The 21,068-nt window shown below is 69.3% G+C and carries 21 protein-coding genes and 2 tRNA genes; 14 read left to right on the forward strand and 9 right to left on the reverse strand.

Annotated features, from left to right (window positions below; all coding sequences use genetic code 11):
• Position 1 precedes the first annotated feature (1 nt).
• The 3 genes from ATM97_RS34580 to ATM97_RS26185 are packed head-to-tail and all read right to left on the reverse strand — an operon-like array spanning position 2 to position 2,588.
• Positions 2-271: a hypothetical protein gene (locus ATM97_RS34580; protein WP_374104903.1), complete on the reverse strand. Its 270-nt coding sequence runs from the start codon at positions 269-271 to the stop codon at positions 2-4.
• A 42-nt stretch (positions 272-313) separates the two neighbouring features.
• The gene (locus tag ATM97_RS26180) at positions 314-1,462 is read right to left on the reverse strand and encodes an acyl-CoA desaturase (protein ID WP_218720849.1); all 1,149 of its coding nucleotides are present in this window, start codon (positions 1,460-1,462) and stop codon (positions 314-316) included.
• A gap of 34 nt (positions 1,463-1,496) precedes the next feature.
• Positions 1,497-2,588, reverse strand: a complete 1,092-nt coding sequence (locus ATM97_RS26185) for a ferredoxin reductase (protein WP_218720850.1) — start codon at positions 2,586-2,588, stop codon at positions 1,497-1,499.
• A gap of 143 nt (positions 2,589-2,731) precedes the next feature.
• Here ATM97_RS26185 and ATM97_RS26190 point away from each other — a divergent pair, with 143 nt between their 5' ends.
• Complete coding sequence (locus ATM97_RS26190) at positions 2,732-3,379, forward strand: TetR family transcriptional regulator (RefSeq protein ID WP_218720851.1); 648 nt, start codon at positions 2,732-2,734, stop codon at positions 3,377-3,379.
• A gap of 125 nt (positions 3,380-3,504) precedes the next feature.
• On the opposite strand, the gene ATM97_RS26195 is transcribed toward ATM97_RS26190, so the two are convergent.
• The gene (locus ATM97_RS26195) at positions 3,505-4,839 is read right to left on the reverse strand and encodes an MFS transporter (protein ID WP_218720852.1); all 1,335 of its coding nucleotides are present in this window, start codon (positions 4,837-4,839) and stop codon (positions 3,505-3,507) included.
• A 115-nt stretch (positions 4,840-4,954) separates the two neighbouring features.
• Between ATM97_RS26195 and ATM97_RS26200 the strand changes: the two genes are divergently transcribed.
• Positions 4,955-5,509 carry a PadR family transcriptional regulator gene (locus ATM97_RS26200; protein WP_218720853.1) on the forward strand — a complete coding sequence of 185 codons (555 nt, stop codon included), beginning with the start codon at positions 4,955-4,957 and terminating at the stop codon, positions 5,507-5,509.
• Positions 5,506-7,536 (forward strand): NADPH-dependent 2,4-dienoyl-CoA reductase, encoded by a 2,031-nt coding sequence (locus ATM97_RS26205; RefSeq protein ID WP_218720854.1) that lies wholly within the window; start codon positions 5,506-5,508, stop codon positions 7,534-7,536. Before ATM97_RS26200 ends, ATM97_RS26205 begins: the two co-directional genes overlap by 4 nt.
• A 137-nt stretch (positions 7,537-7,673) precedes the next feature.
• On the opposite strand, the gene ATM97_RS26210 is transcribed toward ATM97_RS26205, so the two are convergent.
• Positions 7,674-8,897: a phosphotransferase gene (locus ATM97_RS26210; protein ID WP_218720855.1), complete on the reverse strand. Its 1,224-nt coding sequence runs from the start codon at positions 8,895-8,897 to the stop codon at positions 7,674-7,676.
• 199 nt (positions 8,898-9,096) lie between these two features.
• On the opposite strand from ATM97_RS26210, the gene cmrA reads away from it, so the two are divergent.
• From cmrA to ATM97_RS26225, 3 genes are all read left to right on the forward strand, one after another.
• Entirely contained in the window at positions 9,097-9,900 is an 804-nt protein-coding gene (cmrA, locus tag ATM97_RS26215) for a mycolate reductase (protein ID WP_218720856.1), read from the forward strand.
• 152 nt (positions 9,901-10,052) lie between these two features.
• The gene (locus tag ATM97_RS26220) at positions 10,053-11,357 is read left to right on the forward strand and encodes an alanine racemase (RefSeq protein WP_218720857.1); all 1,305 of its coding nucleotides are present in this window, start codon (positions 10,053-10,055) and stop codon (positions 11,355-11,357) included.
• 133 nt (positions 11,358-11,490) lie between these two features.
• Positions 11,491-11,823 carry a hypothetical protein gene (locus ATM97_RS26225; protein ID WP_218720858.1) on the forward strand — a complete coding sequence of 111 codons (333 nt, stop codon included), beginning with the start codon at positions 11,491-11,493 and terminating at the stop codon, positions 11,821-11,823.
• A 64-nt stretch (positions 11,824-11,887) separates the two neighbouring features.
• Here ATM97_RS26225 and ATM97_RS26230 read toward each other — a convergent pair whose 3' ends face one another.
• Entirely contained in the window at positions 11,888-13,543 is a 1,656-nt protein-coding gene (locus ATM97_RS26230; protein ID WP_218720859.1) for a helicase HerA-like domain-containing protein, read from the reverse strand.
• Between the two features lie 101 nt (positions 13,544-13,644).
• Between ATM97_RS26230 and orn the strand changes: the two genes are divergently transcribed.
• The 3 genes from orn (at position 13,645) to ATM97_RS26245 (ending at position 15,844) form a co-directional block, all read left to right on the forward strand.
• Positions 13,645-14,283, forward strand: coding sequence for an oligoribonuclease (orn, locus tag ATM97_RS26235; protein WP_218720860.1), 639 nt, complete (start codon positions 13,645-13,647; stop codon positions 14,281-14,283).
• A gap of 55 nt (positions 14,284-14,338) precedes the next feature.
• Positions 14,339-14,411: transfer RNA gene (locus ATM97_RS26240), tRNA-His, on the forward strand.
• A gap of 122 nt (positions 14,412-14,533) precedes the next feature.
• The gene (locus tag ATM97_RS26245) at positions 14,534-15,844 is read left to right on the forward strand and encodes an FAD-binding oxidoreductase (RefSeq protein ID WP_218720861.1); all 1,311 of its coding nucleotides are present in this window, start codon (positions 14,534-14,536) and stop codon (positions 15,842-15,844) included.
• A gap of 2 nt (positions 15,845-15,846) precedes the next feature.
• Here the strand turns inward: ATM97_RS26245 and ATM97_RS26250 are convergent, their stop codons facing one another.
• Complete coding sequence (locus ATM97_RS26250) at positions 15,847-16,374, reverse strand: CGNR zinc finger domain-containing protein (protein WP_218720862.1); 528 nt, start codon at positions 16,372-16,374, stop codon at positions 15,847-15,849.
• 25 nt (positions 16,375-16,399) lie between these two features.
• Here ATM97_RS26250 and ATM97_RS26255 point away from each other — a divergent pair, with 25 nt between their 5' ends.
• Together ATM97_RS26255 and ATM97_RS26260 are read left to right on the forward strand one after the other, a co-directional pair.
• On the forward strand, positions 16,400-16,576 hold the full coding sequence (locus ATM97_RS26255) for a hypothetical protein (protein ID WP_218720863.1): 177 nt from the start codon (positions 16,400-16,402) through the stop codon (positions 16,574-16,576).
• Positions 16,577-16,683: 107 nt separating this feature from the next.
• Entirely contained in the window at positions 16,684-17,037 is a 354-nt protein-coding gene (locus ATM97_RS26260; RefSeq protein WP_218720864.1) for a hypothetical protein, read from the forward strand.
• Positions 17,038-17,101: 64 nt separating this feature from the next.
• Here the strand turns inward: ATM97_RS26260 and ATM97_RS26265 are convergent, their stop codons facing one another.
• Positions 17,102-18,310, reverse strand: coding sequence for an Ig-like domain-containing protein (locus ATM97_RS26265; protein ID WP_218720865.1), 1,209 nt, complete (start codon positions 18,308-18,310; stop codon positions 17,102-17,104).
• 353 nt (positions 18,311-18,663) lie between these two features.
• Between ATM97_RS26265 and ATM97_RS26270 the strand changes: the two genes are divergently transcribed.
• The 3 genes from ATM97_RS26270 (at position 18,664) to ATM97_RS26280 (ending at position 20,410) form a co-directional block, all read left to right on the forward strand.
• Positions 18,664-18,736: transfer RNA gene (locus tag ATM97_RS26270), tRNA-Lys, on the forward strand.
• Positions 18,737-19,359: 623 nt separating this feature from the next.
• On the forward strand, positions 19,360-19,989 hold the full coding sequence (locus ATM97_RS26275) for a transglycosylase SLT domain-containing protein (protein ID WP_218720866.1): 630 nt from the start codon (positions 19,360-19,362) through the stop codon (positions 19,987-19,989).
• A gap of 76 nt (positions 19,990-20,065) precedes the next feature.
• Positions 20,066-20,410, forward strand: coding sequence for a hypothetical protein (locus tag ATM97_RS26280; RefSeq protein WP_218720867.1), 345 nt, complete (start codon positions 20,066-20,068; stop codon positions 20,408-20,410).
• A gap of 9 nt (positions 20,411-20,419) precedes the next feature.
• Here ATM97_RS26280 and ATM97_RS26285 read toward each other — a convergent pair whose 3' ends face one another.
• On the reverse strand, positions 20,420-21,040 hold the full coding sequence (locus ATM97_RS26285) for a LysE/ArgO family amino acid transporter (RefSeq protein WP_308248622.1): 621 nt from the start codon (positions 21,038-21,040) through the stop codon (positions 20,420-20,422).
• Between the last annotated feature and the right edge of the window lie 28 nt (positions 21,041-21,068).

Raw genomic sequence — 21,068 nt, forward strand, 5'->3', positions numbered from 1 at the left:
ATCAGGCTTTGTCGCCGGGAACCGGCTCGGTGACCTCGACCTCGACGGGTTCGGTGACGCCGCCGTCGGTGGTCACGTCGGCCTCGACGAACTCCGGGTAGGCCCGCTCGGCGTCGAGTCGCTGCTCGGCGTCGCGGCGGGCCGCCGCGGCGGCCTCGTTCATCTCGATCGCGTCGGTGATGAACTCACCGATCTCGCGCGCGACCTCGGCGACCGCCCCGGTGATCAGCGTGGCGATATTGCCGACATGCCGGGCACCGGAGGACGTCAATTCCTGGACAAGATCTTTGTTGCTTTCGAATTTGCCGACCATTTACACGCCCACTTCGGTTGCCTTCCGATTACGCACAACGATAACACCGGGCGTCGGCGTCCTCTTGACCAAGCGATCCGGCAACGCCAGCAGGAAGATCTTGGCCCAGACCGAGCCGATCTGCTTGGAGAAGCGGCCGGTGTTGTAGGGCAGGCCGTACTTCTCGGCCAGCGCCTTCACCTCGGGCGCCATTTCCGGGTACCGGTTGGCCGGGATGTCCGGGAACAGGTGGTGCTCGATCTGGTGCGACAGGTTGCCCGACATGATGTGGAACAGCTTGGAGCCCTTGATATTGGCCGAGCCGAGCATCTGCCGGACGTACCATTCACCGCGGGTCTCGACCTCGGTCTCCTCCTTGGTGAAGGTCTGCACGCCCGCCGGGAAGTGACCGCAGAAGATGATCGAGAAGGTCCACAGGTTGCGCACCAGGTTGGCCGCGGCGTTGCCGGCCAGGGTGTGCAGGAACAGCGGGCCGGTCAGCGCGGGGAAGACCACATAGTCCTTGAGGACCTGCTTGCTCGCCTTCTTGCCCTGCCCCTTGAGCAGCGGCTTGAGGTCGGACCACTTGCGCTTGCCCTTGATGATGTTGTCGGCCTCGAGGTCGTGCACCATCACGCCCCACTCGAACAGCACCATCAGCAGGAAGGCGTAGATCGGGTTGCCCAGGTAGTAGGGGTTCCACTTCTGACCCTCGTCGATGCGCAGGATGCCGTACCCGATGTCGCGGTCCATGTCGTGGACGTTGGTGTAGGTGTGGTGCATGTAGTTGTGCGAGTGCTTCCACTGGTCGGCCGGGCAGACCGTGTCCCAGTCGAATTCGCGGGAGTTGATGCCGCGCTCACGCATCCAGTCGTACTGACCGTGCATGACGTTGTGGCCGATCTCCATGTTGTCGAGGATCTTCGACACACCGAGCGCCGCCACGCCCGCCAGCCAGAACGGCGGCAGGAAGCCCAGGTACATCAGCCCGCGGCCGGCGATCTCGAAGCCGCGCTGGGTCTTGATGATCTTGTAGATGTAGTCGCGGTCGCGTTCGCCGAGATCGGCTTCGACGCGGGCGCGCAGGTCGTCGAGCGCCTGGCCGAGCTCCTCGACCTGCTCCGGGGTCAGGATGACCGGGCCGTCTTTGCCTTCGGTGAGGATCGTCATGGCTGTATCTCCCCTTGGTTGATTTCTCGGTGATCTAGAGGGCGATGTCGACGTCGCCGACGGCCGTGTTCACGCAGATCTGGATCTGCTTGTCGGGATCGGCGTCGAGCTCGCCGGTGCGCAGGTTGCGGGTGCAACCGGAGACCTTGGTGGCGGTGCAGGAGAAGCAGATCCCCATGCGGCAGCCGTATTCCGGGGTCAGTCCGGCCGATTCGGCCTGCTCGAGCAGCGATGCTCCGGTGTTGTCGGCAGCGACGTCGCTGCCGGAGAAGGTGATGGTGCCGGTGGCCTCGGCCGGGTCGGCCGGGACGGTGGTGAGGGTGAACTCCTCGCTGTGCACCCGATCGGCGAGACCCTCGGCCTCGAAGATCGTCTGCACGGCCCGCATCAGCGGCGGCGGACCACAGACGAAGGTCTGCGCGTCGGCGAACCAGGGCGCGACGCGCTCGAGCTCGTCGTAGTCGAAGAACCCACTGCCGGTGGAGGTTTCCCCATCGATGACGGTGCCGGGCTCGACCGGGTAGCGGTACTCGACCCGGAAGTTGGGACGGCGGTTGGCGATCGCGGTCAGCTCGGCCCGGTGCGGCACCATCTCGGGCTGACGCGCGTAGTGCAGGAAGGTGACTTCACCGGTGAAGCCCTCCGCATCGAGCGTACGCAACATCGACAGCACCGGGGTGATGCCGCTGCCGCCGCTGACCAGCAGCACCCGGTCCGGGCGCCGCTCGGGCAGGGCGAAGACGCCGGCGGCGGGCGCCAGGTCGACGACCATGCCGGGCTCGGCGTGGTCGTGCAGGTAGTTCGAGACCAGCCCGCCCGGGTGCGCCTTCACCGTCAGCTGGAGGAAGCGGTCGCCGCGGCTCTCCGGATCGATCGGCGAGTAGCAGCGGGTGTGCCGCACGCCGTTGATCGAGACGCCGATCTGCACGTACTGACCGGCGCTGTGGCCACGCCACTGCCGGGAGGCGCGCAGGGTGAGCGTCACCGAGCCCGGCACCGCACGCGAGACGTGGGTGATCTCGGCGCGCAGTTCCCGTGCGGTGAGCGCGGGAGAGACGAGCTCCAGGTACCGGTCCAGCGGATGCGGCGTCGTCAACGTCTGCACCAGGTCGATCAGTCCCACCATGCGTCTTACCCCTCTGCGGAAGTCCTTCGGCATGCGATTCACATTTCAGTGCACGCCTGTACACTCACTAGTGTGCCGGATGGACCCAGCCCGCTGTCAACCGGCAAAGATGTGAGGCGGGCAACATATCCAGGGAAGCGACTATGGTGAACGGATGTATGCTCACCGATGTGACTGAGCAGGCAGGAACCCGCAACGAGCGCAAGGCGCACACCCGTGCGGCCCTCCTCGAAGGCACCCTGACGCTGGCCGCCGACCGCGGATTCGCGGCATTGAGCCTGCGGGAGATCGCCCGCTCGGCCGGCATCGTGCCGACCGCGTTCTATCGCCATTTCGCCTCGCTCGACGATCTCGGCGCCACGCTGGTCGACGAGGGCGTGACGGCGCTGCGCCTGGCATTGCGCGAGGTCAGACGCAAGCCGGACGCACACCTGGCCGACACCGTGCGGTTCGTGTTCGAGCAGGTGGGGGCCAAGCGCGCCCTGTTCGGCTTCCTCATCCGCGAACGCCACGGCGGGCCTGCCCCGCTGCGCCAGGCCATCGCGATGGAGATGCAGCTGATCGTGCGCGAGATCGTGGCCGATCTGTCCCGGCTGCGCGCGCTGGACAACTGGAGCACCACCGAGCTCGAGATCGCGGCGGACCTATTGGTCACCACGGTCACCGACGGCATCGCCGCCTATGTCGCGGCGACACCGCGCGAGGAGTCGGCGGTGGTCGAGCGCACCGTCATGCAGATGCGCCTGATCGCGCTGGGCATCGGCGGCTGGGTTCCCAAACCCGCTGACTGAGGGATGTTTCCGGTGCTGTGGCCGCATGCGGTCCATGGTGTAACACACCCCACATGCCGCACAGCCGGAATTTCAGAGTACGGGCGTACACACAACGGGGGCCGCCCCGATCTGGTGAACAACCACTAGGTTGCGGCCACCGCGGACGCGGGCGCGCGCACCGGCAGCAACACGAGCAGGCCGGCCGCCAGGACGACGAGCAGGCCGGCGATCCCGGCCCGGTCGCTGTGGAACACCGAGACGAACACCCCGAACAGCGCCGGCGCGAGGAACGAGACCGCCCGCCCGGTCGTGGTGTACAGCCCGAACATCTGACCCTCACGCCCCGGCGGCGCCAGGCGCGCCAGGAACGAACGCGCCGAAGCCTGCGCGGGCCCGACGAACACGGTGAGCGCGAGCCCGAAGATCCAGAACATCAGCGGACCCGAGACCACCAGCAGCACCAGTCCGCACGCGAGCATGCCGATCAGCGAGGCCACGATGACCCGCTTGGGCCCGAGCGAGTCGTCGAACCGGCCCGCCGCGATCGCCGCGGCACCCGCAACGACATTGGCGGCGATGCCGAACAGCAGCACGTCGGCGTCGGCGAAGCCGTACACCTGCACCGCGAGCACCGCGCCGAAGGTGAACACTCCGGCGAGCCCGTCCCGGAAGACGGCGCTGGCGAGCAGGAACCACACCGTGTGCCGGTCCTGGGCCCACAGTTCGCGCACATCACGCCACAGCACCCGGTAGGAACCGAGGACCCCGGCCCGCGCCGCGCCGGGGTCGGCGGTGGTGCGCGGCAGTTCGGGCACCGCGAACAGCACCGGCAGCGCGAAGACGGTGAACCAGACCGCCGCCAGCACGATGGCCAGGCGCACGTTGAGGCCCTGATCGGTGGGCATCCCGAGCACGCCGCGGGTGTCGCCGTCGCCGGCCAGGAAGCCCACGTAGCAGATCAGCAGCAGCACGATGCCGCCGAAATAGCCCATCGCCCAACCGAATCCGGACACCCGCCCGACCGTCGCCGGGGTCGAGACCTGCCGCATCATGGCGTTGTAGGGCACGCCGGCCAGCTCGAACACGGCCGAGGCGAAGGCCAGCAGCGCCAGTCCGAGCCACAGATCGTGATAGTCGTCGTGAACGAAGAACATCAGCGACATCGCGCCGACGGTGAGCGCCGTGAGGGTCGCCAGGGCCCGCTTGCGTGAGCCGACCGCGTCGAAGTACTGCCCGCAGACCGGCGCCGTCAGCGCGACGACCAGCCCCGCCGCCGCGAGCGCCCAGCCCAGCCAGGCACTGGCCGGGGTGTCGCCGGGCAGGTCGTCGCCGACCTTGTCGGTGAGATACACCGAGAACACGAAGGTCAGCGTGACGGCCTGGAACGCCGAGGACCCCCAGTCCCACAATCCCCACGCCACTACCTGCCCGCGTCCGGCCGCCTCGCCGACGGTCTCGGCCGCGTTCACCTCGGTCATGGCCGAAGCGTAATGGGGATCGCGACTCCCGGCAGGGCACATCGGCGTTTCGGCACGCCGTCATTTCATATGAACCTGGTTGCATAGTACCGAGCGTTCCGGATACCCTCGTCGCATGGCACTGGAGCACGCGCTGCTGGTCTCGCTCAGCGAACGGGCCGGCTCGGGCTACGAGCTCGCCCGCCGATTCGACAAGTCGATCGGCTACTTCTGGAGCGCTACCCACCAGCAGATCTACCGGGTGCTCAAGCGTATGGAGGATTCCGGCTGGGTGACCGTGGAATCGGTCGCTCAGCAGGGAAAACCCGACAAGAAGGTGTATTCGGTCGCCCCCGCGGGCCACACCGAACTCGCCCGCTGGATCGCCGAACCCACCGAGTACAGCCCGTCCCACGACGAACTCGGTGTGAAGATCCGCGGCGCCGCGCACGGCGACATCGACGCCGTGCTGGGCGAGGTGGCCCGCCACCGCGCCCAGCACGCGCAGCGACTCGACGAGTACCGCCTCAGCGAAAAGAAATTCTTCCCGGCGCCGGACCAGCTCTCCGGCACCGCTCTGCACCAGTATCTGGTGCTGCGCGCGGGCATCCGCGCGGAGTCCGGCTACGTCGAATGGTGCGACGAAGTACTGCAGGCCCTGCGACCCCGAAAAGGTGACGACCTTCCATGACCGCCTATCCCCACCTGTTCGAGCCACTCGACCTCGGCCACACCACCCTGCGCAATCGGGTGGTCATGGGCTCCATGCACACCGGCCTGGAGGACCGGGCCTGGGACACCAACAAGCTGGCCGCCTACTTCGCCGAGCGCGCCCGCGGCGGTGTCGGCCTGATCATCACCGGCGGCTACGCCCCCAACCGCACCGGCTGGCTCGCGCCGTTCGGCGGCAAGCTGACCACCAAGTCCGAGGCCTACCGCCACCGCCGGATCACCAAGGCGGTGCATGCCGAGGGCGGCAAGATCGCCATCCAGATCCTGCACGCGGGTCGCTATTCCTACATGCCGACCAGCGTGTCGGCCTCGGCGGTGAAGTCGGCGATCAACCCGTTCAAGCCGCGCGCGCTCTCGGCCAAGGGCATCGAGAACACCATCGACGACTACGCCCGCTGCGCCGAACTGGCCAAGTTCGCCGGCTACGACGGCTGCGAGATCATGGGCGGTGAGGGCTATTTCATCAACCAGTTCCTCGCACCGCGGGTGAACAAGCGCACCGACAAGTGGGGCGGCACCGCCGAGAACCGGCGCAGGCTGCCGGTGGAGATCGCCAAGCGCATCCGCGCCGCCGTCGGCCGCGACTTCATCATCGTGTTCCGGCTGTCGATGGCCGAGCTGGTGGAGAAGGGCCAGACCTTCGACGAGATCATCGCCCTGGCACAGGAATTGGAGGCCGCGGGCGTCGATATCCTCAACACCGACATCGGCTGGCACGAGGCGCGGGTGCCCACCATCGTCACCTCGGTGCCGCGCGCGGCGTTCGTGGAGTTCACCGCCAAGGTCGCCCGCCGGGTGAACATCCCGGTCTGCGCGTCGAACCGGATCAACATGCCCGAGATCGCCGAGGAGATCCTCACCCGCGGCGACGCGGCGCTGATCTCGCTGGCCCGGCCGCTGCTGGCCGATGCCGAATGGGCCAACAAGGCCCAGGGCGACCGCGCCGACGAGATCAACACCTGCATCGCCTGCAACCAGGCCTGCCTCGACCACGCCTTCGGCAACAAGAAGGTGTCGTGCCTGGTCAACCCGCGTGCCGGCAACGAGACCACGCTGCAGCTGCTGCCGACCCGGCGCGCCAAGCGGTTCGCGGTGGTCGGCGCCGGTCCGGCCGGGCTCTCGGCCGCGGTGAGCCTGGCCGAGCGCGGCCATCACGTCGACCTGTTCGAGGCCGACGACAAGATCGGCGGCCAGTTCGACATCGCCCGCCGCATCCCCGGCAAGGAGGAGTTCGACGAGTCGATCCGCTACTTCCGCCGCAAGATCGAGCTCACCGGCGTCACCCTGCACCTGCAGAAGCGGGTCACCGCCGACGAGCTGATCGCGGGCGAGTACGACTCGGTGGTGCTGGCCACGGGCGTGCGCCCGCGCATCCCCGACATCCCCGGCATCGATCACCCGATGGTGCTGTCCTACGCCGAGCTGGTGAAGGAGGCGAAGCCGGTCGGCAAGAAGGTCGCGGTGATCGGCGCGGGCGGCATCGGCTACGACGTGAGCGAATTCCTCACCGTCGAAGGGCATCCCACGCTCAAGCTCGACGAGTGGAAGGAGGAGTGGGGTGTGGACTCCGAGGACGAGCAGGTCCGCGGTCAGCTCAAGCAACCCAAGCCCTCCCCCGCCGCCCGCGACGTGGTGCTGTTGCAGCGCAAGTCGACCCCGTTCGGCAAGGACCTCGGCAAGACCTCCGGCTGGGTGCACCGTGCGGCGCTCAAGGCCAAGGGCGTCGAGCAGCTCGGCGGCGTGAACTACGAGCGTATCGACGATCAGGGCCTGCACATCAGCTTCGGTGAGAAGCACGAGAAGCCGCGGGTGCTCGCGGTCGACAACGTGATCGTCTGCGCCGGTCAGGAATCGGTGCGCGAGCTGGAAGAGCCGCTGCGCGCGGCGGGTGTCGACCTGCACCTGATCGGCGGCGCCGAACTGGCCGCCGAGCTCGACGCCAAGCGGGCCATCGCCCAGGGCACCCGCCTGGCGGCGCGCCTGTAATCCCCCGACCCGGTCGTCCGACGCGAGGGACGATCGTCGCACCGCCCCGTCCACCGAACTCGCATCCGGTGGGCGGGGCGGTGCTCTGCGCGGGCCCGGACGACGCCGTGGCGCCCTCGCCCGGCGGGGACGATCGGCTACCCGGCCGCCAGGTCACGAACCAGAGCACAGAGATCCCGTCCGGCGGCTGTCCGGAACCAGGACAGATGGCCGAGCAACCAATCCTGGTAGGCGATCTCGGCATTGCGCGGTTCATCGGCGACCGTGAGGAAGTAGTCGATCTCGGAGAGCTCGTAGCCGAGGTGGACCACCGGGAGGAGCTCGGCGAGCACGGCTTGTTCGGCGGGCGCGAGCGGACGCTCGGAGCGATAGCCGTCGATCAGCGCGCGCACCTGGTCCGCACGAACGTGGGCCGCTCCACCGTCGCGCAGCGAAACCCAGTCCACCGCAGCGCGTTCGATCGCGGTGGCGAGGTCGAAGACGGCGGTGGTGCGATCGGCGAGGCCGAAGTCGAACACCGAGGTCACCTCGTCGCCGTCCCAGAGCAAGTTGGTGGCGTGCCAGTCGCCGTGCGTCCACAGCGGGCGCACCCCGGCGAGATCGACTCGCAGATCCGGTATTTCGGCGCGCCAGTCACGGTCGGCGAGGAACCGCGCGACCGCGGGGCGGCGGGCGATATGCCATTCGACGGCGCGCACGACGTCTTCGCCGTGGAGACTCGCCACGAGCGGGCGCGCCGGTCGGGCGGGGGCGTCGAAACCCGCTGCGGCCAGGTGCATTCGGGCGAGCATCGCGCCGGCGGCCGTCGCATCGCCGGGCGCGCGGTACGGGGTCCAGGAGAAGTCGGCGCGATACCGGTCCTCCCCCACTCCGGCCCGGTGGACTTCGTAGACGAAGCCGGGCCCGCGGCGCACCGATGCGGCCACGCGCGATTCGGCAGCGGGCCGGGCCTGCCTTTCCCGTGGTCGTCCACCGGCTCCGGGCGCGATGTCGTCCGGGTGGGGATCGGGCGCAGATTCGGCCGCTCGCACACCGACGGACCGGACGCCCAGGGTTGCCCGGACGTCGGGCACCGGAATGCCCCCGGCCCGCAAGTGCGCCATGAATCGATGTTCCTCGGCCAGCGCGGCCAGGTCACGAAGGTTCAGCGGCAGGCGCTTCACGACGACCCGCGCACCGTCACGCAACCGCACGCCCACCGTCGACGACAGCGGACGCGCACTGCGCCACTCGATCCCGGCGGGCTCGGGTCCGCCCCAGGTCGCGGCGACCGCCCGGCTGACCTCGTCCTCGGTCAGCGGCGGCCAGGTCGGCGCGGCGGTCGGCGCGTCGCCCATCCCGAACACCCGCGGTCCGGTCACGACAGGCACGCCCTGGTCGGTCGGGCTTGGTCGGCAGAGCGGGCGCGCGGCGGCTCGGTGACTCGCGGGGGCGCTTCCCGATCGGCCCGGCGGTTCGGTGATTCGGTCGTCATCGCGGAGATCAGCCTAGGGCCAGCGGGCGCCCGCGCGGTCGACGTGGCCGCCGCCCGGCCGAGCCCGATCCCCTAAGCTCCCCCGTGTGAGCTTGCCCTCCCCCACTGCAGACAATCGTGCCGTCGTCACCGGCGCGTCCTCCGGAATCGGCACCGCGTTGGCCGCCGAGCTGGCCGGGCGCGGTTACTCGTTGATCCTGGTCGCGCGGCGCGGTGAGATCCTCACCGAGCTGGCCCAGCGGCTGACGCTGGCGCACGGGATCACCGCCGAGGTGCGCGCGGTCGACCTCGCCGATCGGACGCAGCGGGCGAGCCTGGTCGACGAACTGGCCGTGCGCGACATCGCGATCCTGTGCAACAACGCCGGCATCGCCACCTTCGGACCGGTCGCCGAGCTGGACTTCGCCTACGAGCGGGCGCAGATGGAACTCAACGCGACCGCCGTGCACGATCTGACCCTGGCCGTGCTGCCGGGCATGATCGAGCGCAAGGCCGGCGGCATCCTGATCAGCGGCTCGGCCGCGGGCAATATGCCGATCCCGAACAACGCCACCTACGCCGCGTCCAAGGCGTTCGCCAACACCTTCTCCGAGTCGCTGCGCGGCGAGCTCAAGGGCACCGGCGTGAACGTCACCCTGCTGGCGCCCGGCCCGGTGCGCACCGAGACCCCGGCCCCCGAGGACGCCTCGATCGTGGACAAGATGGTCCCCGACTTCCTCTGGGTCTCCTCCGAGTACACCGCCAAGGTGTCCATCGACGCGCTGGCCCGCAACAAGATGCGCATCGTGCCCGGCCTGATCAGCAAGGGCATGAGCGTCGCGGGCAACTACGGTCCCCGCGCCGTGACCGCTCCGATCGCGGGCGCCTTCTACAAGAAGCTGGGCAGCTGATCGTCCCCTGACGGGTTGCGCGTCAGCAACCCGTCAGGAAGCGGCGCCGGGTGGTCAAGGACCCGTCAACATCGAGTTCAGCGGCCCACCAACGGCGTAGTCCTGGAATCGGCCCCGCCATCGGAACGCGGGGGCGTCCCCAGGAGACCACCGTGACGTTGCTCGAGATCTTCCCCTCGTTGCGCGCGACCACCGTGCCGCGGCTCGACCCCGCGGTCTGGCCGGCCGACACGCACTACGACCAGGACGGCCGGATCACCCTCGGCGCGGTCGCCCTCGCCGATATCGCCGACGAGTTCGGCACCCCCGCGCACGTGGTCGACGAAGCCGAGGTGCGCGAACGCTGCCGCGCCTACCGCAAACACTTCCCCGACGCCGAGATCGTCTACGCGGGCACCGCGCTCATGGTCGGCGCGGTGGCGCGCTGGGTCGTCGAGGAGGGCCTGTCGGTGCAGGTCGGGTCCGCCGGTGAGTTGTCGGTCGCGCTGGCCGCCGGGATCGAGCCGCGCCGGATCGTGCTGCACGGCAACGGCAAGACCTTCGACGAACTGAAGACCGCCGTCGGCTGCGGCGTCGGTCGCATCGTCGTCGGCTCGCTCACCGAGATCACGCTGCTGGCCGCGCTGGCCACCGCCCCCCAACAGGTTCTGCTGCGCGTCGCCACCGGTATCGATGTGCCCGGCAGTCCGGAATTCGGGTTCCCGCTCGGTAGCGCTTCGCTCGAGACCGCGGTCGCCAGGATCGCGGCCCAACCGCATCTGCGGCTCATCGGCCTGCACTGCCACCTCGGCGCGCAGATCCACAATCCGGACCACTACGGCGAGGCGATCCGCCGCATGATCGGCGAGCTGGCCTGGATCGACGCCGAGTACGGCATGGTGCTGACCCACCTCGACATCGGCGGCGGGCATGCGGTGGCCTACCGCAGCGGCGACGCCGAGCTGAACCTGCGCGAGCTCGCCGACATCCTCGACGACGCGCTGGACGCCGCCTGCGCGCGCCACCGGTTTCCGCGGCCCGCGATCACCATGGAGCCCGGCCGCGCGATCGTCGCGCGGGCCGGCGTCACGCTGTATCGGGTGCTGTCGGTCACCGAGACCGCCGAGGGCGGGCATCGGGTGATCGTCGACGGCGGCGGCGGCTGTGGCGGGCAGGGCCGTGGCCACGGTGGGGCGCTGGTGGTCAACCGACACCCCACCGGCGCGCAGATGACCGCATCGGTCGCGGGCAGGCACAGCGAGACCGGTGAACTCCTCGCCACCGAGGTGCGGCTGCCCGCCGACCTGCGGCCGGGCGAGGTGCTCGCACTGCCGTGCACCGGGGCCTATCACCACGGGCTGGCCTCGACCTACAGCACCGTCGGCAGGCCGCCGATCATCGCAGTCGCCGCAGGGCGGACCACGCAGCTGCTGCGCCGCGAGACCACCGCCGACCTGCTGATGCGCGAACTCGGCTGACGCCTCGCGCCGGGCGCCGTCCGGGCTGGTGGCGACGCCCGCCCCACGCCTAGGATCAGACATGTCGGGGAAATCGAACAAAACCGACCCACGGTGTGCTCGTCCGGTGACCGGTGCACCGGAAGAGGCAGCCATGAAGACCGACACGAAACATCAGCCAGGCATTCGCCGACTGTTCCTTGGTCTCGCGGTAGCAGGTGCGACCCTCACCCTTGCGCCGGCGGTGGCGGCACCCGTCATCGCCGCACCCGCCACCACCGCAGGCGTGGCGCTGACCGAGTATCCGCGCTGCGACGACTGGAACAACCGCCACGGGGACTACTGCGACCGCGACCGCGGCCACCGCTGTGACAACGACTGGTACGGCCGCAACCACTGGAACGACCGCAACGGGGACTACTGCGACCGCGGTCGCGGTGGCGGCCACAACAATGGGTTCCCCTGGGGATGGTTCGGCAGCAGCTGAGCCGCATCGCTCCCACATCGCGCGGCCGGAACCGACTGCCGACCGTGCGATAGCCGGCGCTCCGCTACCGGCGCCGGGTACCGAAGATACTGCGGCTGATCTCCCGACCAGCCGCGCTGGCCGCTGACCGCAGGAAACTCTTCACCGCCGGATTCTTCATGATCCACTCGGCCGCCGAATCCTCCTCCGGCCGCGCCCGTCCCGGCGCCTGCGGCGCGGGCGGGGCCGGATCGGCGGCGGCCACGCTGGCCAGCAGCATCTCGTAGGCCGATTCACGGTCGATGCTCTGTCCGTACTTGCCCTGCAGGGGACTCGACAGCGCCTTGGACTTGATCGTCTCGTCACCGATGGTGTCCATCAGCGAGCGCGGCGGCACGATCTTGGTCCAGGCCACCGGGGTCGGCGCGCCCTTCTCCGAGAGCACCGTGACCACGGCCTCCCCGGTGCCCAGCGAGGTCAGCGCCTCCTCCAGGTCGTACACCGTCGACTTGGGGTAGGTGCGCACCGTCTTCGACAGCGCTTTCTGATCGTCGGGGGTGAACGCGCGCAGCGCGTGCTGGACCCGCGCGCCGAGCTGGGACAGCACCGGATTCGGGATGTCGGTGGGCAGCTGGGTGCAGAAGAACACCCCGACGCCCTTGGACCGGATCAGCTTCACCGTCTGCTCCACCTGCTGCAGGAACGCCTTGGACGCCTCGGCGAACAGCAGGTGCGCCTCGTCGAAGATGAAGACCAGCTTGGGCTTGTCGACGTCACCCACCTCGGGCAGCGTCTGGAACAGATCGGCGAGCACCCACATCAGGAAGGTGGAGAACAGCACCGGTCGCGCCGCCTGCTGACCGAGTTCGAACAGCGTGATCACGCCCTGCCCGCCCGCGGTGCGCAGCAGATCGGCGGGATCGAGTTCGGGCTCGCCGAAGAACGTGTCGCCGCCCTCGGCTTCCAGATTCACCAGCGACCGCAGGATCACCCCCGCCGTCTGCGCCGAGACACCGCCGATGCCCTTGAGGTCGTCCTTGCCCTCGGGACTGGTCAGATGGGTGATCACCGCGCGCAGGTCCTTCAGATCCAGCAGCGCCAGGCCGCGCTGGTCGGCCCAGTGGAAGATCAGGCCGAGCGTGGATTCCTGGGTGTCGTTGAGACCGAGCACCTTGCTGAGCAGGATCGGGCCGAACGAGGAGATGGTCGCCCGGATCGGCACGCCGATGCCCCCGGTGCCGAGCGAGACGAACTCGGTGGGAAACCCGCTCGGCGCCCAGTCGGCGGCACCGGTTTCGGCGGCCCGCGCCTTGATCTTGTCGTTGTCCTGGCCCGGTTCGCTCAGCCCCGACAGGTCGCCCTTGACGTCGGCCATCACCACGGGAACGCCCGCCCGGGACAGCTGTTCGGCGATGCCCTGCAGCGTCTTGGTCTTACCGGTGCCGGTGGCGCCGGCGACCAGGCCGTGGCGGTTCATCATCCGCAGCGGAATGCGCACGCGCGCAGCGGGATCGGTCACACCGTCGACCATCACCGTACCGAGCTCGAGCGCGGGTCCGTCGAAGGCGTAACCCGCCGCGATCTGCGCCGCCGCACCGGACGCCGCCTGCGCCGGTTCGGCACTGGACGCGGCGGCTTCCCGCTCGGCGGCCTCCGCGGCCGCGGCCGCCTCCGCGGCGACCCGCGCCGCCTCCTCGGCCGCCTTGCGTGCCGCTGCCGCCTTTTCCTGGGGGGTGGTCATTCGCGCGTCCTCCGTTTGGTCACAACTGCCGTACGCAAGAAATGCTCGAAACGTCTGCGGGGAATTCCAAGCAAACTGTATCGCCCGTTAGGGTGGCTCAGGTGTCAGACAAACTCTTGGTCTGGATGGATTGCGAGATGACGGGGCTCCGTCTCGACAGCGACAAGCTGATCGAGATCGCCGCGCTCGTGACCGACAGCGACCTGAACATTCTCGGTGACGGTGTCGACATCGTCATCCACGCCGACGACGCCGCGCTGGCCTGCATGCCACCGGTCGTCGCCGAGATGCACGCGAAATCCGGTCTCACCGAAGAGGTTCGGCGCTCGACCGTGACCCTCGAGCAGGCCCAGGCCGAGGTACTCGACTACATCCGCCAGTACGCGCCCACCGCGCGCACGGTGCCGCTGTGCGGCAACTCGATCGCCACCGACCGTGGCTTCATCGCGCGCGACATGCCCGAACTCGACGAGCACCTGCACTACCGGATGGTCGACGTGAGCTCGATCAAGGAACTGTGCCGCCGCTGGTACCCGCGTATCTACTTCGGGCAGCCGGAGAAGGGTCTGGCACACCGCGCCCTGGCCGACATCAAGGAATCCATCCGCGAGCTCGAGTACTACCGCCGCACCGCGTTCGTGCCGCTGCCCGGCCCGTCCACCACCGAGATCGCGGCCGTCGCCGAAGCGGTCACCGAGGCCATCGATGTCACCGGATCAAGCCCCCGACCAGCGGATTAGGGCCTGACGCCCGAAACACGCTAGTATCTACGGCGCCGGTGATTCACCGGTGATGGTGAGTGTAGTTCAGTTGGTAGAGCACCAGGTTGTGATCCTGGCTGTCGCGGGTTCGAGTCCCGTCACTCACCCCGAGAAGGAAAGCCCGGTCCACGAGGACCGGGCTTTCCGCGTTTTCCGGTATCCCCTGTCACAGTCCCCGCCGCACCGTCGTCGTCTCGGTGGACCACCGAGAGAACTGAGGAATTCGACCATGGGAATCGACGAACTGCGCGGCACCGTCCGGGGCGCCGTGCTGCTGCCGGGTGACGCGGGCTTCGAACAGGCCGCCCGGCCGTGGAACGTGGCGGTGACCCAATCGGTCGGCGCCGTCGTCACGGCCACCGACGCCGAGGACATCGCCGCCACGGTCGGCTGGGCCCGGCGCGCGGGCCGCACGGTGGTGACCCAGCCGACCGGCCACGGTGCCACCGGCGACATCGACGACGCCGTCCTCCTGCGCACCGGCGCGCTCGACGACATCGCGATCGACCCGGTGCGGCGACGGGCCCGGGTCGGGTGCGGCGCCCAGTGGGGCCGCGTGCAGGCCGCCGCGGCGGCGCACGGGCTGTCGGGCCTGGCGGGCAGCAATCCCGTCGTCGGCGTGACGGGGTACACCCTGGGCGGCGGGTTCGGCTGGCTGGCCCGTGCGCACGGCTGGGCGTCGAACGCGGTCCGCGCGTTCGACATCGTCGACGCCGAGGGCGTGCGCGGCCTGGTCGACGCCGAATCCGACCCCGACCTGTTCTGGGCGCTGCGCGGCGGCGGTGGCGACTTCGCGATCGTCACCGCGCTCGAGTTCGATCTCGTCGAGCTGCCCCGGCTCTACGGCGGCCGGGTGAGCTGGTCGGCCGAGCGCACCCACGAGGCGTTCGCGCTGTTCACCGCGCTCACCACCGACGCGCCCCCGGAACTGTCGGTGTGGCTGCAGCGCTATCAACTGCCGGGCGCGGCGCCCACGGTCGCCATCGACTTCGCCTACCTCGGCGAGCCTGCCGACGGCCGCGCGCTGACTCGCGGCCTCGACGCGCTGCCGGGCGCGCTCGCCGACACCAGGGCGGCGATGACGGCCGACCAGCTCGGCACCATCACCGCCGAGCCGACCGATCCGAGCCCCTCGCTCTCGCGGGGCGAACTGCTCACCGATCTCGGCGACGCGGTGGTGAAGACCCTCGTCGACGCACCGGTGGCGCCCCTGCTCAATATCCAGATCCGCGGCCTCGGCGGAGCACTCGCCGAGGCCGCTCCGCACGACGGCGCGCGCGGACCGGTCACCGAGCCGTACGCGCTCTATCTCCTCGGACTGGGCCTGCCGCACCTGGTCGACGACGTCACCGCCGGGTTCGCCGCGATCCTCGACCAGCTCGGCCCGCACCGCACCGGCGCCAAGCCCTACACCTTCCTCGCGCCCGGCGAGTCGGCGAGCGCGGCGTTCGACGAGGCGACGCTGGCCCGGCTGCGCCGGATCAAGCGCGACCGTGACCCGCATCAGGTGCTGCGGGCCAATTTCCCGGTCCTGGCGTGACGCTAGCGGGCGGCGGCGCGGCTCGCCCGGTGCCTGCGGACCGCCGAGCGGTTCGCGCATGCCGGGCTGCAGAAGCGCTGCCGCCCGTTGCGCGAGGTGTCGGCGTACACGCGCGCGCAGTCCTGCGCGGCGCAGCCGCCGAGGCGGTCCATGCCGAGCCCGGTCAGATGCAGCGCGGTGCCGACGGTGATGAGCGCCGCGATCTGCCGGTCGGTGGCGACGCCGGGGTCGCGGAAATGCAGGTGCCAGCCGTCGCCGGCGTGGTCGGTCAGCCGGGGCGCGGCGGCGTACTCGCCCAGCAAGGTGTTCAGCAACGCGGCGCGGTCGGCGGGATCGACGCACTCGACCACGCGGCGCCAGCGCGTCAGAAACGCCGTCACGGACGTCAGATCGGCGTCGGTGGGCGGCGTGGACAGCACCAGTCCGGCCGCCGCGCAGCGTCGCCCCAGTTCGGCCGCGCTGTCGCACGGCCGGTTGAGCAGGTCGACCCCGAGCTGCACCGGCTCTCGCCCGTAATGGTTGTAATGCATAATGCCATTACATCAGACTCGAAGCATGACCAGCCATCCCACCCACACCTGGCGGATCGAGTCCTGCCACCGCACCAGCGAGGGTCTCGTCGCCTACCAGCGGTGCCGCTGCGGCGCGCGCCGGGTCGTCGTCGGCGATCCCGGCGTCAGCATCTCCGGCGAACTGCGCGGCAACGACGACGGGCTCGCAGCGACCGCCTAGCGACTCCGGGCAGCGCCATGACGAACATCACGTTTGCCCGCTACACTCTGGACCACTGCCCAGATGTGGGGCATCTCTCGTCAGCGTTCGACCGGAAAGACCACTTGATGAAGCGTTCCACCGTCGTCGCGGCCTTCGCGGCCGCCACCGCGCTCGGCCCGATCGCGGGGACCGCGGCGGCCGAGTCGCCCGGCCTGCCCCTGTCCCCGTATGTCGCCGCCGCACCGACGGCCACCGGCGATTTCGGCCTGCCCAGCGACAAGCCCGAGTCGGGGTCGGCGCAGAGCGGCTCCACCACCGGCGTCGAGACCACCGGCTCTTCCGGCACCGGCTCGGCCGGCCTGCCCAACCTCGACCGGCTGCTGTTCGGCGGCCGCATCCTCTGCGGTGCGCTCGGCAGCGCGCTGGCCGTCGCCGGCGAGGCGATGATGGACTGCGCCGACCTGCCGACACCCGCCTGAACCACCCCGTTCACGCACGAAGGGCCACCGGAAACCTCCGGTGGCCCTTCGCTTTTCGCGCGGATCAGGCGACGTCGGCGTTGCCCGCCTTCCATTCCGGCCACGGGATGTTCCAGTCCCCGAGACCGTCGACACCGGACAGGGTGCCGCCGACGGTGTTCTTCACGATGGTGATGTCACCACGCTTGGCGTTCTCGTACACCCAGCGGGCGTTGGCCGGGCTGAGGTTCAGGCAGCCGTGGCTGGCGTTGGAGTAGCCCTGCTGCCCCACCGACCACGGCGCGGAGTGGAAGAAGATGCCGCTGTAGGAGATTCGCGTCGCGTAGTCGACCGGGGTGCGGTAGCCGTCCGGCGAGTTCACCGAGACGCCGTAGGTCGAGGAGTCCATGATGATCTTCTCGTGCCGGTCGCTGACGATGTAGATGCCGTTGTCGGTGGGCGTGGAGTCCTTACCCATCGAGGTCGGCATGGTCATGATCACCTGACCGTTGCGTTCCACCGTCACCTGGTGGGTGTTGTCGTCGGCGGTGAAGATCTGCGCGTCGCCCACGGTGAAGAACGAGTGGATGTTGTCCTGGCCGTACAGCCCCTTGCCGAGGTCCTTGCCGTAGACGTTCACATCGATCGTCACCTTGGTGCCCGGTGCCCAGAAATGCTCTGGGCGCCAGCGCACTTCGCGGTTGTTCACCCAGTAGAAGGCGCCCTCGACCGCGGGCTCGGTGGTGATCTTGATGGCGTCCTGCGCGGCCCGGCGATCGGGAATGTTCTCGTCGAACTGGATGGCCACCGGCTGACCGATGCCGACCACCTCGCCCTCGCCGGGGAGCAGGTACGGCTTGGTCTGGCTGTTCGGCGAGCTCGTGGTGAAGCTGAGCGTCGTCGAGTTCACGCCGCCCAGACCCATCGCGGAGGCCGTCAGCTTGTAGGTCTTGCCGTAGCCGAGCACCTCACTGGTCGCCCAGGAACGGCCGTCGGCGGCCAGCTGGCCCGCGACCGGGCGCCCCTCCTTGTTCGTGAGCGTGACCTCGGTGAACTTGCCGTCCTCGACCTGGAAGGCCATCGGCATACCGGGCGAGACGCCGACCTGGCCGTCCTTGATCGTGGACACCAGCTTCGGCTTGATGAGTTCGGTGATCGGGTTGCGGTCGATCGCCACCTCGACCCCCGCGCCCTCAGCCGCCGAGCAAGCGGACGCGCCGAGCGCGAAAACCGCCAGCAACGCCACCGGAACGATCGTCCGCAGCGACCGATGTCGCCCCCGAGTCTTACCCATGTCAACCCCGTTTCCGTACCGACGCAATAACTGTGTGCGCCGCAGATCCCATCGACGCCTATCGCTCGTGCCATCCGCGTCGACGGGGGCGGTCGAGATCGTCGTCCCGCCATTCTGCCAGCCCGCCCGGTCGCCACCAACGGGAAAGCCCCCGCGACACGACCAAGTCACAATCGTTAGATACGCCGCGGGGCCTCCGCCGTTAACAACCCGAAGAGTGCAGCATTGTTGCTGGTCAGAGCCCGATTTCACTTTCCGGCCCGAAGCCTGTTAATGTTTGTTCCGCACCGGAGAGCGGGGCTGAGGGAGACACCGAGAGGTTCTCTCCCAGAGTCGCGGTCCGAGCAAACCAAGCGCCATTAGCTCAATTGGCAGAGCAGCTGACTCTTAATCAGCGGGTTCGGGGTTCGAGTCCCTGATGGCGCACAACAGACCGCATCCCGGCAGTTACCGAAACTGCCGGGATGCGGTCTTTCTACGTCCGGTCGTCTGTCCGGTAACGGTCACGAGGTCGTTATCGAACCGCCATGGACAGCGGCCCATCACATCACAGCAGTCACGATCCGGACAGGCTGGAGCTGCGCAAACGCTCGCCAAACCCGATTTCCGCAAACTTTTTCTGTGACGCGCGGCACATCTTTCGAGGCGGCAAACTCCCTGCGTAGATAACGATTCCGCAACTGCGCAGGGAACCGACCAAGATCGGCAGCGTTTGCCGTTCAGGTCTCGTTCACCTTCTGTTAACCCACCGTGACCATTCTGCAATCAGGTCACAAACAGACCTGCGGTTTGGTTAGCCCCGGAGTATCCAACTTCGAAGAGCACGAGAACCGAACAGCGCGTGGTCTCCCCGCAGCCAGCTGTGGAGCACCGTGCGACGCGCGGACCGCCATCGAGCGTCCGACCTCCTGACAGCGTCGCACATTCCCATACAGACAGAAACAACACATCGCCTGACCGGCGTGCGCCGCTGCGTGCGCTGCGCGATCCACCGCGCCTCCCCACCGGGGCCTGCGGTCGCCAGACAGAGATGAAGGAACAGAACAGCAATGCTCAACAAAGACAAGCTCAGCACCGTTATCGGCCGTCGTTCGCGCCGTGAGGCGTTCACCGTGGCGGTCGCCGCGGTCGGTCTGGTCGCCGTAGCCGCGTCCTCCGCCGTCTCCTTCGCCGACGACAGCGTTCCCGAGCGTGCTGCCATGGTCGTCGAGCAGGCGGAGAGCATCCCCGCCGTCGGCGCCGCCCCCGCCATCCAGGCGATCCCCGCCCCGGCCCCCGCGCCGGAGGCCGCCCCGGCCCCCGCGCCCGCTCCCGAGGCCGCCCCGGCCCCGATGCCCGAGCCGGCTCCCCCCGTGTACCCGGACAACCTGGACGGCTGGATCCGCCAGGCCCTCGACATCATGGCCGCCAAGGGCATCCCCGGCACCTACGAGGGCATCCACCGCAACATCATGCGCGAGTCGACCGGTAACCCCCAGGCGATCAACCTGTGGGACTCCAACGCCGCGATGGGCATCCCTTCCAAGGGCCTGCTCCAGGTGATCGACCCGACCTTCGCCGCGTACCACGTCGAGGGCACCCCCTTCGACGTCTGGAACCCGGTGTCCAACATCGTGGCGGCCTGCAACTACGCGGCGCACCGCTACGGCTCGATGGACAACGTCAACAGCGCCTACTGAGCCACCTGACGGATCAACGCCCGTGCCCCGGTCATCGCCCGACCGGAGCGCGGGCGTTCGTCGTAGAATCGCCCCCGTGCCAGACAGCGCCGATCAGGCACCCGATCACGCGCATTCCGACGCGGCCACCGCGAGCCGCGTCGCCAAGGCCCGCAGGCTGGCCGCCTACCTCTGGGACCGCGATATCCGCGGTGCCGAGCTGCTCGCCCTGCCCGCGGCCACCCTGCGCAAGCTGGCCAGGGCCGCCGACACCAACCCGCCGAGCACCGGCGAGACCTGGCAGGTGGTCGCCGACCTGCTCGAGCAGAAGGACGCGTGGGCGGCCCGCAATCCCGGGCACGCCGCCGCGGTCCGCGCCAACGCCGACGAGAAGCTGCTGTGGGTGAAGCCGCCCGTCACCCCGTGGACGACGGGGTCCTGAGCCACGCCGTCAGGACACGACGAGACCGATCGCGAGCGCGACCATGATCACCGCGATCACCGAATCGAGCACCCGCCACGCGATCGGCCGCGCGAACAGCGGCCCGAGGCGGCGCGCGCCGTATCCCAGCGCCAGGAACCAGCCGATGCTGGCGAGCATCGCTCCCCCGGCCAGGAACCAGCGGTCCGGGCTCGCGTAGGTGCTCGCGAAGGAGCCGAGCAGCACCACGGTGTCCAGGTACACGTGCGGGTTGAGCCAGGTCAGAGCCAGACAGGTGAGGACCGAGGCACCGACGGCCACCGAGGCGCCCGCCGCGTCGGCGATCAGCGCCGACGAACTCAGCGCCCGCCGCGCCGCCAGCACCGCGTAGCCGAACAGGAACGCCGCCCCCGCGCACCTGGCCACCGTGAGCACCGCCGGCACCGCCTCGACGACGGTCCCGAAGCCCGCGACCCCGGCCGCGATCAGGACGATGTCGGACACGGCGCAGACCGCGATCACCGGCAGCACATGCTGCCCGCGCACGCCCTGGCGCAGCACGAACGCGTTCTGCGCGCCGATCGCCACGATGAGGGAGAGCCCGAAGCCCAATCCGGAGAGGGCGGCCAGTGCCGCGGAGGATGCCGTCACGTCGTTCGACGTTAAGAGGACATCAATT

Origin of the sequence: Nocardia sp. MH4 (genome assembly GCF_019266065.1) — a bacterium.
GTDB lineage: Bacteria > Actinomycetota > Actinomycetes > Mycobacteriales > Mycobacteriaceae > Nocardia > Nocardia canadensis.

Bases quoted from the DNA above. Each gene is read 5' to 3' on its own strand.
- ATM97_RS26180 (WP_218720849.1), bottom strand. From the start codon at position 1,462: ATGACGATCCTCACCGAAGGCAAAGACGGCCCGGTCATCCTGACCCCG.
- ATM97_RS26185 (WP_218720850.1), bottom strand. From the start codon at position 2,588: ATGGTGGGACTGATCGACCTGGTGCAGACGTTGACGACGCCGCATCCG.
- ATM97_RS26190 (WP_218720851.1), top strand. From the start codon at position 2,732: ATGGTGAACGGATGTATGCTCACCGATGTGACTGAGCAGGCAGGAACC.
- ATM97_RS26195 (WP_218720852.1), bottom strand. From the start codon at position 4,839: ATGACCGAGGTGAACGCGGCCGAGACCGTCGGCGAGGCGGCCGGACGC.
- ATM97_RS26200 (WP_218720853.1), top strand. From the start codon at position 4,955: ATGGCACTGGAGCACGCGCTGCTGGTCTCGCTCAGCGAACGGGCCGGC.
- ATM97_RS26205 (WP_218720854.1), top strand. From the start codon at position 5,506: ATGACCGCCTATCCCCACCTGTTCGAGCCACTCGACCTCGGCCACACC.
- ATM97_RS26225 (WP_218720858.1), top strand. From the start codon at position 11,491: ATGAAGACCGACACGAAACATCAGCCAGGCATTCGCCGACTGTTCCTT.
- ATM97_RS26230 (WP_218720859.1), bottom strand. From the start codon at position 13,543: ATGACCACCCCCCAGGAAAAGGCGGCAGCGGCACGCAAGGCGGCCGAG.
- ATM97_RS26245 (WP_218720861.1), top strand. From the start codon at position 14,534: ATGGGAATCGACGAACTGCGCGGCACCGTCCGGGGCGCCGTGCTGCTG.
- ATM97_RS26250 (WP_218720862.1), bottom strand. From the start codon at position 16,374: ATGCATTACAACCATTACGGGCGAGAGCCGGTGCAGCTCGGGGTCGAC.
- ATM97_RS26255 (WP_218720863.1), top strand. From the start codon at position 16,400: ATGACCAGCCATCCCACCCACACCTGGCGGATCGAGTCCTGCCACCGC.
- ATM97_RS26260 (WP_218720864.1), top strand. From the start codon at position 16,684: ATGAAGCGTTCCACCGTCGTCGCGGCCTTCGCGGCCGCCACCGCGCTC.
- ATM97_RS26265 (WP_218720865.1), bottom strand. From the start codon at position 18,310: ATGGGTAAGACTCGGGGGCGACATCGGTCGCTGCGGACGATCGTTCCG.
- ATM97_RS26275 (WP_218720866.1), top strand. From the start codon at position 19,360: ATGCTCAACAAAGACAAGCTCAGCACCGTTATCGGCCGTCGTTCGCGC.